Origin of the sequence: Flammeovirga aprica JL-4 (assembly GCF_012844305.1) — a bacterium.
GTDB classification, from domain to species: Bacteria; Bacteroidota; Bacteroidia; order Cytophagales; family Flammeovirgaceae; genus Flammeovirga; species Flammeovirga aprica.
In genome coordinates this window covers 1-12859 of record NZ_JABANE010000103.1, presented here as the reverse complement: position 1 = coordinate 12859, position 12859 = coordinate 1, and the positions used below count along the sequence as shown (strand labels likewise).

Annotated in this window: 3 protein-coding genes; all 3 read left to right on the top strand. The window is 32.1% G+C overall.

The annotated features are described in order from the left end of the window. Nucleotides 1–209 precede the first annotated feature (209 nt). The 3 genes from HHU12_RS26455 to HHU12_RS26445 all read left to right on the top strand — a co-directional run bounded on the left by HHU12_RS26455 (nt 210) and on the right by HHU12_RS26445 (nt 12711). Entirely contained in the window at nt 210–1394 is a 1185-nt protein-coding gene (locus tag HHU12_RS26455) for a leucine-rich repeat domain-containing protein (protein WP_169659752.1), read from the top strand. Nucleotides 1395–1974: 580 nt separating this feature from the next. After that, complete coding sequence (locus tag HHU12_RS26450; protein WP_169659751.1) at nt 1975–12168, top strand: T9SS type A sorting domain-containing protein; 10194 nt, start codon at nt 1975–1977, stop codon at nt 12166–12168. Nucleotides 12169–12339: 171 nt separating this feature from the next. Next, the gene (locus HHU12_RS26445) at nt 12340–12711 is read left to right on the top strand and encodes an outer membrane beta-barrel protein (protein WP_169659750.1); all 372 of its coding nucleotides are present in this window, start codon (nt 12340–12342) and stop codon (nt 12709–12711) included. Nucleotides 12712–12859: the final 148 nt, after the last annotated feature.

The following is a 12859-nucleotide window of genomic DNA, read 5'->3' as shown; positions in this document are numbered from 1 at the left end:
GGGATAAGTTGGATTATTATTTTTTAAGTTCTAATCAAGGCAGAATAGAAGAGCATAACCGAAGCTACGTGATAATATTCTAACGCAGAGTAGGCTAAAAAAGAAAATCCAAAACTTCCGATTTTAATTGTACAACTGCTTATAATCAGTAGTGCAAGCAAATTATCATTTTTTATTACAGACAATAAATTGAGAAATCAAAAAAACAGATGACAGAACAAACTTGTAATTTAAACCTTGAAAAGGAAGTAATAGAAGAATTAGAACAAACTTTTCAATCTTACTTTTCTTTTGAACAGAATACTGATGGGTATGTGATAGCTATAAAATTGAGTGGTACATCTGAAAGTGCTTTCAATTACTCACCCATTTTAATTACTGAAATACCTCTTTCAATTGCTTCATTTACCTATTTAGAAGTAGTAGATTTATCTAATAATGCCATCACAGAATTACCTACATTCTTTAAAGAATTAAAATTATTAGAGGTATTAATATTAAATAATAACCCAGTAAGCGAACTGCCAGATTACATTTTTGATTTACAAAGTCTAAAAGTGCTTTCATTGGAAAATACTGAAATTAAGGCGTTGCCTGAAGTATTAGCTAATCAAAGCGAATTAACGCATTTATATCTCGGAGGATCAAATTTTATAGGTTTTCCGATCGTTCTAAACAGTATTGCATCAAACATAAAAGGCTTAAGTCTAAATGATATAGAGTTGCTACCACCTAATATCAATGATTACAGTAGTCTGAATTATTTTTCTGCTATTCTTCATAATTTTAAAAACTTGGATCGACTCCAGGGATTGAAAACACTTATTATAAAAAATAGTAAGGCCGTTAAGTTTCCATTTGACTTTAAAACCTTACCTAGTTTAATTGAATTACGTTTTATCGATTGTGGGAAATTAAGGGAATTACCAAAAAAATTAGGCATGATCAATCATATTGAAGAAATGACATTAGATTTTTCTGGTTGTACATCACTACAAGGTATACCGGAAACCTTTATAAACTTCAATGTTACTTTTCTTTATTTAAACGGTTGTTCTTCAATACGTTTTTTACCTTCTTCATGGGATATAGGCTCAATTCATGCACTGAATGTGAATTGGACAACACCACCTAAAAACATATTTAAAACTGGAGCGCGAAAATTATGGATAACTGGGAGTAGATTCAGTTCTATTAGAGGAATTGGAGAAATGTCTAATCTAAATTTTTGTGTGATGACAGATGGAGGTTTACGCACAATTCCAGAAGAGATTTTGAATTGTAAAAATTTGGAGTTCTTGAATATTTCTGGAAATAAAGTGAAACACATACCAGAGTTTTTAAAGGACTTACCAAAACTTAAAAGTATTGAAATAGGAGAAATGAAACTGTAATAGGGTTGCTAATTTACACTTGGACTTTCCATTTTTATAAAAATAATCATCAGGTTCTTCCAAATCATAACCAAAGAAATACGTTTTCTAAAATTTAGTTATTAAATTGGCAAACAATTGCGGATAGATCCCTTTTATACTATTCTATGAAAGGTATTCAACTGCAATTTTTGTCAAAAACAAACAGATCTCAAGTAACAAATGAAAGCAAATTTATTATTTCAAAGCTCTTAAGATAACATAAGCTACATTGAATCAATGTAACCCTAAGCTAATTCTAAATCGGTAATAAATCCTTTATAATAAATAAAGTAAATTGATTTACTGAAATGGAAATGTATTCATCTAAATACTTCAACTAATTAAACATAGGGCTTAGTCATATTCAGTGTATTAAAATCGATAATTATTTTATTAGAGTAAGTTAGCAACTGTTCAAACGCTAATAAAGCGAATTTTTTGACCTACTTTTTTATAAGAAAAAGTGTTGCCAACAGACTCCTAAGCAAACAATATAAAACAAAACTATTTACAGGGTAATGCAAACTTTGCCCTTAGTGTATTTTAAATGAGACTAATCATGAAAACAGCTTTATCTCTTTTCATTATGTTGATTTCTCTAGTAGGAATCCATAATAGTTATGGTCAAACGGATTATACTGGGACACATTCATTTACTAGTGGTGTTATTACAATCGATACTAAAACTTTTTTAGAGAGTGGTAGTTCAGAATTAATAATTCAATTTACAACAACTGATGCTTTACCAATAGGGTATGAGATTGTGGATAGTTATAATGATGGGTCTGAAGATAAACATACCAGTCTAACTTATACACTTGGAGATAATAGAGCCTTTACCATAAATCAAGGTACAAATGCAATAATTTCGGAGATACAGGATGTAGATGTTTCCAATAATAAATATAGTATTACCATCGATAAACAAGCCTTTTTAGACGCTGTGGGAAATAATTTTTCGAATGCAGATGAAATACAAGGGCGTTTAGCTGTGAATTTAATACTTAGATCACTGAATCGAGACAAGGTTTATATTCAAGTACCTTCAGGTTGGACTAATAATAATACGCCTTTAATTGAAATTGAAGGTACTGATGGTTCTATAGTTGGAATTCCACTTGTATCAATTGATGTTGAAGGAGAAAGTAACTGGTATTCTTTTGATCTTAATACTAGTGTAACTTTTGATGATCCTAGTGCTCAAAAAAATAATGTAAGGTTTACAAAAGATGCTAATGATGACAATAAGGAAACAGTTTGGATAGACATAACTAACACATCAACTTGGTATGAAATAAATAATAATGGAACTTTTGATACTTTTAATGAAAATCAAATTGGTGATGCAGCAAGTTTTAATTACTTATACTTAGAAGCAAGTAACAATAATTATAAACCAACCCTTTATGTCGATAATAAAGCACCTGTAATCAATCTAATTTCAAATTTTCCTTCCAGTGATCAGCTAAGTACCCAGTTTGTTTTTGAAGTTGATGAAGTAAACTTACCTCATATAACAAATGGAAGTCATGAATATACATTAGAGTTTTATACTGATTATAGAAGGCAAGAACCATACTTTAAGTCGATTTCAGCAGGAAGTTCAGAAATAAATCAAACCGGCTCTGTAAGTGAAATTACATTTTTGTCTAATGAAACACCTGAAACATTTTTTGGTGGAAAGAATCAACTTTACACAAAGTTAATAATAACTGATGATGCTGGAAATGAGGCTACATATGAAGGAATTACTTTTGTGATAGAACCAGAGTTCTTTATTACCATGGATGAAAGTGATAAAGAGAAAGTTATTTCCTTAAATACAACTTTAGGGTTTAGTCATAATTTATTGTCTGATGATATTGATACCTCTCAATCTAGTGCCACTATATCATGGAGTGGTGGAGGAAATATAAATGTTCCAATTACTTATGATGCATCAAATTTTAATTTAACATTTGAAACTACAGAAATTGATGCAATTACTACAGCATTGGGAGGATATTCAAATGAGAAACTAGATGTAACTATTACTATTAATTTAACTACAACAGGGATTTCTCCAACAAAAACAACAACTTTCACACATGATGCTGTTTTAGATATTTTTGCTCCAAAGTTTGTTGAAAATGGAGTTACTCATGAAGGTATTAATGGTAGTTGGATTGATTTGACTCAATCTACTGTCTTCAAATATAAGGTAACTGATTATGACCTTGATATAGATGCAACAAAACTGATGATTGGTGGAAATCCAGTTGATGTATCATCATATGTACACGATGAATCTGATAATTCGTATATACTAAGTTTTTTATTAAATGGAGGAACACCATTAGCTAATGCAAATGGTACAATTAATGTTGGTCCTCTAAATCTTAAAGATAAAGCAGGTAATCAATCTACAGCATCTTCAGCTGTGACTTATAGCTATAATGAGTTTGAAACAGCACCTAGTGGGACTGCAACTTATACCCAAAATGAGGAAGTAGTAACTACATCTGTAGATGCGGGAACCGTTAATGTTAAGATTGCATTAGCAGATAATGGAGGGATTGCTGTTGGAGATAAAGCTACAGTCCAGTTTTACAGTGTTAAAAATCAGCCTGTTACTCAGGAGATTTCCATCACTACAGATGCTAATAATACTTCACAAAAGGTGTTGAGTTTTGATGTAACGGTTAATAATACTACATTCTATAATAATACAACTTTCGCGTACGATGTTACAATAACCAATGGATCGAAGAAAAAAAATACTACAACTGTATTTACAGGACCAACAATTAATCTCCCAACAGATTTTTTTGTGACTAAAACAGATCCAGATGAGAAGTATGTGAAAGATTTGACAGTTATTGATTTTAGTCATAATAAGACAAATAATTCATCAATTGATCAAGGTCTTTCTTATGCTAAATTAAAAAATTCAACTATAGATGATCGTAATTTAAATTTGACATTTGGGACTGGAAATGATAATAATACTTTTTCGGTTACAATACCAAATGATTTAAGTATTAGTGAAGGTACCGAATTGACCTTAGATATCGTGTTATATGAAGGCAATGGTACAGGTAGTCAAGCGTTTCACTCTTCAAAATTGATCTATGATAATACAGCTCCTTCTTTATCTTCAAATGAAGCTACACATCAGGGGATTATCAATTCAGATTGGATTGACTTATCACAACCCACTATCTTTAAGTTTAATGTCAATGAACTTGAACTAGATACAGAGGAAACACAATTAACTATCGGATCCAATACTCTTGGTATATCTTCATTTGAAAAAAATAGTAGCACATATACTATAAGCTTTATATTAGATGAAGAAACAGTTTTAACTGGAAATAATGGTACAATTAATGTCGGTCCTCTGATCCTTAAAGATAAAGCTGGTAATGAATTTAATGCATACGAAACACCAGAGGGATATGATTATAATAAGTTTGGAACAATACCTACTGCTGAGCCTACCTATTCGCAAACTGGTAATGCTAATGCTGATATTACGGTAAAAACGGGTACTGTTAATGTAGATGTTGTGTTATCTAGTGATGATATAGATGTAGGGGATATAGCAACAGTGCAATTTTATGGTGTGAAAACCCAACCTGAAATTGGGTCATTAACGATAACTGAAAATAGTTCAAATGAGAAAAAATTGAATTTTAATATAAATATTAGTGATGCTTTATTCTATAATAATACACCAATTCAATATGATATCACTATCACTAATAAGTCTAATATTAAAAAAACTACTAGTGTAATAACAGGGCCTATTGCTCAATTTCCAGTCAACTTTACTGTAGAAAGAAGTGATACTGAACAAAAATATGTAAAAGCTTCAAGTACTGTCACTTTTAAACATAACAAAACTAATAAAGATTTGGATCAATCAATTTCTAAAGCAAAAATAGAATATGTTGATACTGATGACGATACAATAATTAGAGAAGTAAACTTACCTGTGTTTGATAATCAAACTGAGGATGAAAATGAGTTTTCTATAACGATACCTAATGATTTATCTAACATTTCAGAAGGAACTGAAATTACTTTAGAACTTACATTAAATGAAACAGGAGGAACTGGGAATCGTGCATTTCATTCTTCAAAATTATATTATGATGATACGGCTCCAACTTATACCTCTTTTACACATCCTACTTTTAATACAACAGGTAATGGAGGTAATCGTAAATATTGGTTAGATCTTACCGTACCTAATATTTTTGTGTTCTCTGTCAGTGATTTTGATTTAGAAGTTGATTCTTCATTTTTGGTAATCGATGGAGATAGTTTATCTATTATTGATTATACGGAGGATAGCAGAACTTATACTTTGAGTTACGATTTGGGAGAAGCATTAACAGCAAATTCAGGGTCAATTATAATGGACTCTTTAGCTCTTATGGATAAGTCAGGTAATACAACAACTGAGACATTTAATAATACTTACTATTATGAAAAGTATTTTGAATTACCAAAGTTAGACAATGAAATTATTTATTCTGTTATTGATGGTAATGATGTAGATGTAATTGGAGAAGGGGGAGTCATCAATAATAATAATACAATAAGAGTAAAAATTCCTTACAGTACTATCGGTAAATTTACAAATGATCAAGTAAAACTATTTAATACTATTGGAGATGAAGTTATAATTAGTGGGGGTAACCTTAAAACCGATAAATCAGGTACACCTGATTATTTTTATTTTGATATTGACATAGACTCTGATAGTTTCTACGATAATAGACCTTTTGCATTTGAAATTAGTCTAGTAAATAGTTCATTATTAACCTTTTCAAGTGGAAGAATTGAAGGTCCAATATTTCAATTTACAGAATCAGCTAGTTTATCAATCTCAAGGATAGACCCCGATCAACTTTTCGTTCAGCCTGGTGCTGAAGTACACTTTAAGCATTCATTGATTAGTAATGATAAAATAGACCAAGATGAATCTTATATTCTATTAAAAAAGAACGATGAGGATAAGACAGTAATCTTTGATTCAAGCAATGAAACAGAGGAATATTTGGTATTTAATGAAGAAGAAAATACTTTTAAAATTTCAATACCCACTTTAGCTACAGAGGGTGATAATGCTGTTGCTGAAGAGGAAGAACTAACACTGCATGTCTATTTGTATAAGGACGGAGAAACTGAAGCCTCAACAGAACATACTAGCTCAATAGTTTATGATAATTCAGTCACTACAACAACTGTATCAGTAGTTAAAGCACAAGGCTCAACAATAGATTCTAAATATTGGCTAGATCTTACTCAATCTTCAGTTTTTACTTATACGGTTTATGATGCTGGTCTGGATGTTGAAAGATCCAAGTTGTTGATAGGAACGGATAGTGTATCAGTCATATCATATACAGAAGGTGATTCTGATAATTCTTATAACTTGAGCTTTAATGTGGATGAATATTTACCTGAAGATGGAGAATCATTAACCATTAATAGTTTGGCTCTTTATGATAAAGCAGGTAATAGTTTAGTAATTTCAGATGGTGGTGTAAATGATACTTACTATTATGAAAAAGACTTGACTATCAATGATTCAGGTATTAAGTATTATAAAATGATAAAGAATGGTGAAATTTATAATGATAGTACTGAAATAAACAATAATATTATTACTGAGGGAAGAATTAGAGTAAAAGTACCTTATGGTAGTAAGGGAAATATAAATGATATAGAAGTAAAAGTATTAGGTGCGATTGTTGACGTTTCAGCCACATTAATTGGAAAAGAAATTAATGATGGAGCTAAATATATTACCTTTGATGTTAATGTAGACTCAAAAACTTTTTCACATAATAGATTATTTACCTTTGAGTTAAATTTTAAAAACTACTCAAAACTAGAATTCTCTACTGGTAGAGTTGAAGGCCCTGTATTTAAGTTTCCTGTTGACTTTTATATCACAAAGAAAAATGAGGATGTGAGATTAATTACAGAATTTAGTGAGGTTATATTTCTTCATAATAAAGATGATAATGGAGACATTGATACTAATAGGGCAACTTTAAAAATAAAAAAAGGTGATAATAGTTTAGTGACAGGAGGAAGTTTAGAATTCCCAACCGGTAAAAAAGAGTTTTATCTTACACTGAATAAATTATTAGATAATAATAGTACAGAACTTATCGAAGGAACTGAAGTAACTTGTGAAATAACGTTGTATGAATCAGGGAGTGAAGGGCAGGTGGCCTTTATCTCTACTACTTTTATTTATGATAACCAGCCTCCAAAATATAATGGTTTTAGTAAAACTAACTCAACAACATTAGTAACAGAGGGAGGTGAGACAAAATATTGGATAGACCTTACAACTCCTATTATACTCGAATTCGAAGTTTCAGACCATGATTTGGACATTGATAAATGTCGTTTAAAACTCTCATCAAGTGAAGATTCAATAAAAGCAATTGGATATGAAGGAGGGAAACTTAGTTTTGAAATAGATCAATCTTTCTTAATCGGTAATGCAGGTGATATAAATATAGCACGTTTAAGTTTATACGATAAATTAGGAAATTATATAGTTTTAGAAGATGTATTTAAAAATTTAGTATTCAATTACGAGAAACCAGAAAATATAAGGATTAATAAAGTAGAGGTTGATAATGTAAACTCTACTGATCAAGTTTTAAGTGCAGGTACTAAAACTTTCAAAGTGTATTATACTTCAGTAGCCTTTAAAGATGCAAGTGTAAACTTTTTGAATACTAAAGTACCTATATCTATATCAAGCAGTAATTTAAACTATAATAGAGCTGAAAACTATTTCACTTTCAATGTGAACCTTACTGAAGAAAGATTCTTTAATAATAGTAAAGTTGATTTTGAAGTCACATTTAATAATCACTCTTCTGTGACCAAAACGATTAAACGTTCTGATAATCTTACAGTGCAGTTTTTGGTGGATTTTTATATCACTAGAGAAAACCCTAATGAGATCTATTTGAAAGATGGCTCGACTATAGAATTTAATCACAGTAGTACTAACAAAAATATAGATCAAGAAAGATCAATAGTAACCTACAAAATAGGTAATTCAGTAGAAGAAAAACCACTAGCATTGTCTTTTGATGATGCAAATGATTCTAAAAAGTTCTCTGTGACTATACCTACATTAACTGGTGTTTCAGAAGGGACAGAAGTAGAGTTGAGTATTACTTTGTATCAAAAAGGTGCTTCTGGTATTCAAGCCAAACAAGTTTCTACCCTCATTTATGATAACGATGCTCCTGAGTTTGTGGAGTATGCAGTAACAGGTATTAATACCAACATCCCAATTGATCAAGAAGAGACAAAGTTGCCGTGGATCAACAGAAAGGAGCAAACGTTCTTTCAGTTTACGGTGAAGGATCATGCTTTGGATATTGAGAATTGTAAATTGAAAGTGGATATAGCGGACCAAATCAAGGAGTTGGAACTTTATCGCTTTATAACAGTAGATGCCTCAACAACAACTTTGATGTATAGTTTGTCTGAATTAGACCTATTAGCGGAGACGGATACGGTGAAAATTATTAGTCTTGAACTGCAAGATAAAGTGGGAAATCAGAAGGCTTATGAAAACTTTGTTGATGAGTCAGATGAAAAAGTAGAGTACGTCTATGAAAAAGCATTTGCTATACAGACGGATGCGATCAGGTATTTAAAAGCGGGGACTGAAGAAGATATAAGAGAGGATCTTGAAGGGCCTGTTACGATCAGGATTCCATATATAAGTAAAGGTTTGAGTGATGTGGTAGTAGAGTTTCAGGAAACCAAAAAAGTATTGGTGGTAGAGGATGATTCCATTACATTTGACAGAGAGAATGGATATCTAGAGTTTACTATCGCTGTAAGTAATGAGTTTTTCGAAAGTGACCGTGCCATTGCTTATTCTATTAAAATGATCAATAATTCGATGATGGAAATCTTTAACTCATCGATTAAAGGTCCGAAAATGAAATTTACGACACCTTCAGAAATTACAGTAGATTTCCCTGATTTGAAGCAGAATAAATGGTTGATCGAACACAATGACGAGGAACAGCTTAAAGTAGCGATTAAAGGCAGGGGTAATTCTGTAGATGAAGAGCCTCCATTGAATGCCAACAAAGTGACTGTAATGCTGGACAACAGGGTGATTTATGAAATCAGTGATAATTTGATCAGTGTTAAAAACTATAATTTGTACTTGCCTGCAAGAGTTTTCCCTAAGGATCCAAACACAGGTAAGGTCATTTTAGGAGAAAAAGATTTATATTTCAGATTGTCAAATGATGTTGGTTCAAATGATGGAGACGGTCGTGTAGCTATTTTGTCTGACGTTCCTGATATCAGGATTAATAAAGGGTGGCTTTATTACCATAGAACAGGTGATACATTTACGGTGAAGACGAATCTTGACCAGAATAATGAGGTGGAAAATATCCGTTATACACCTATTAATACTCCATTGATGTCGCCTTCAGACTTATGGAAGTTTTATGGTGAAGGAACTACAAATGATGATATTAGTGTAACTATTTCAGCACAAGCATCAGATATTAATGGGGCAAGTTCAACGGATCAAATGGTAGTGGGCATTACGACGACAGATGTAGTGACCAATTTACAGGAAAGTTATTGTAGTAATAACAACAACGAAAATGTTATTACTATTACCTCAAAATACACTGATCAAACTGAAGATCTGCATCTTGAACTTTACAGAATTAACTTAGGTAACTTAGAAAAAATTGATGCTTCTGGTTTTGTAGATTTGGGCGACTTCAGTTATCAATTTGATCCTAAAGTTATTCATGAGGATGATAATAAGAGAACAGAGCGATTTAGAGTTAGACTAGTCTACCATGATAGTACTGGAAATGGTAATATCACCCTTGGTTATAAAGAATTCCAGACAATTTTTGAACCTGATGTAACGACAGATCTTTTAATGCGTCAACCGATAGTAGGAGAATCAAGCTCTATCTCAATTGGTCTGACAGACTTTAAAGACCGAACGTACAAATTGCTTGAAAATGAAAATATAGAAATTGTAAACGATATCATCGAAACCTCAGATGGACAATTTGTGGTCAAATTAAAAGATGGATTTACAGGGGAAACGTTGAAGCTAGACTTGCAGGTTTACTCTGAAAGTGGACGATGTGAAATTTATAAATCTTATATCGTAGAAGTTTCCCAGAAGCAATTGGCCTTGTCCAATAATAACAAAATTCAAATTTCTTTCTCTTCTATTGATAACTGGACTACAAGTTTCCTAACTCAAAATGGAGACACATATGTTTATGAAGAGGGCTTTGAAGAAGCGACGCCTTGGAATAACACTTCGAATGAATGGAAGCTTTCAGGAAATCAGAAAAAAGGACATACCACATTGACATCTCCAGTTTATGACCTTACATTCTTAGAGAAAGGAGGTCAGGAAATGCGTCCGATGCTGAAGTTTATTTATGAAGATAAAACCACGGAAAGAAACGGTGTTTATCTACAGCTTAGACAATTGGAGAATGGTGCGAATGAAAATTGGGTAACCGTTGGTAAAGATGATGAAGTATGGAATTGGTACAATACATACGGACTTTACAATAATGATTTGGTTTCGAATGAAACAGATTATGCATGGTCTGGCGGTGTAGGTTTATTAGAAGGTAGATTGCCGTTGGATGAATATTTAGACGATGCAAAAACAATGGAGAAAGTACAGTTCCGTCTTGTATTTGCTTATGGTCAAAATACAGAAGATGCTTTCAAGCCTATTCAACTTGATATTCAAAACAGAAGACGTAATGTGATTGTTGAGTCTTTCCTTCAAGCCAATAACTCAACGCATCACAGTATTTTAGCACAGCTTGAGGATATGTTTAAAAAGCATACAGCAACGGATCCAGAGTACATGCATAACTATTACCTGGAAAGAAGTTTAGAATGTGAAGATCCGCTTTACAACAGAGGAGCTGAAATGGTGGAAGCACGTCGATTATGGTACGGCTTGAACTCCATCGATGATACTGAAGGACACTATGCATTGGCGATTGACGGGGAGCTTTTTGAAGGAAATGATACACAGTATTTTGATGAAAAAATTTCAGATGCCCTTCGTAAATCAGTCTTGAAAGATGAGCCAGTGGAATTAAGCTGGAGAATAGATGATAGCAATCAATTAGTAGTGGATTATGTCATCGCTGATACGTTGATTCAGAAAGTAGATGAATTACTGTGGGTATTTACTTATGGTGATGAACAGACACAGATAGGACAATGTAATCCATTGAGCATTAATGCAAATACAAACAATCAAGTGATTGGAGCAGTGATCTCAGATAATGCAGAAAATGAGGGTACTGTTATTGCAAACCTTAACGGTGTACCTTCAGCTTTGGGTAATAATTTCCACTTGCAACTTCTTTTACAACATTATGAAAGTATGGAGATTTTCTCTGCTGTACATATACCAGTTAAAAGAGGTATTGTTAATTCTGTAGACCCTTCTAAGGCTGTTGATTTTACATTATATCCTAACCCAGCGAAGGAGGTGATCAATATTACTTACAAGCCAACAATCAACACTTCATTCAGTATTCATAGTGTTGAAGGACAAAAGGTAAAATCAGGAAGTTTAACAGGTACTGAAATTGACGTTAGAAATATCCCTCACGGTATGTATTTATTATCACTTTATGAAGGTGGTGAGCGTATTGCGGTGAAGACTTTCGTGAAAGAGTAACAGTTGTGTCAATTGTTGATTAGCCTGCTATCATAAACTTGAAAAGTAACATTTAGTGATTTGCTCTTTTCAAGTTTATGATAACAGGCTTTTTTACTTTAGTCCAAATTATTCGGTTAATCACTGCTAATTTGTAACTTTGTAATGCAAATTATTTAAAAAACTATTGTTATGAACTTCAAAACTCTTTTCAAAGGAATGCTTACTATTTTCTCATTCCTGTTAATTCAAAATAATCTAATTGCACAGGATTTTTATCTAGCATTGGGGACCAATATTTCAAGAATTGATTACTCTCCAGAAAATAATGGAGTGACTTCTACTGAGAATAAATATCAGTTAGGTTTGCAGACAGGTGTTGCAGTTGAAATCAAAATCAATGAATATATCTCATTTTTTCCACAGGCTTATGTTTCACTTAAAAGAAAAAAAACAAAAACAACCGTAAATATTGAAAACCTAATTTCTTCGGATATAGAGGGTAGAGAACGTAATCTATCATTGGATATACCTTTAGATATGAAAATAAATGTAATGTCCTGAAAAAACGATACAGTTTTTCAGTGAATTAATTTCGATATAAGACTCAATAATTTTAAGAATTATTGGGTCTTTTTTTGTGGGTAACCTTCAGTTTTTTTCTTTTCGCTACCGCGGGTTCCTCAAATTTATCGATGCAAAATTGATTCGC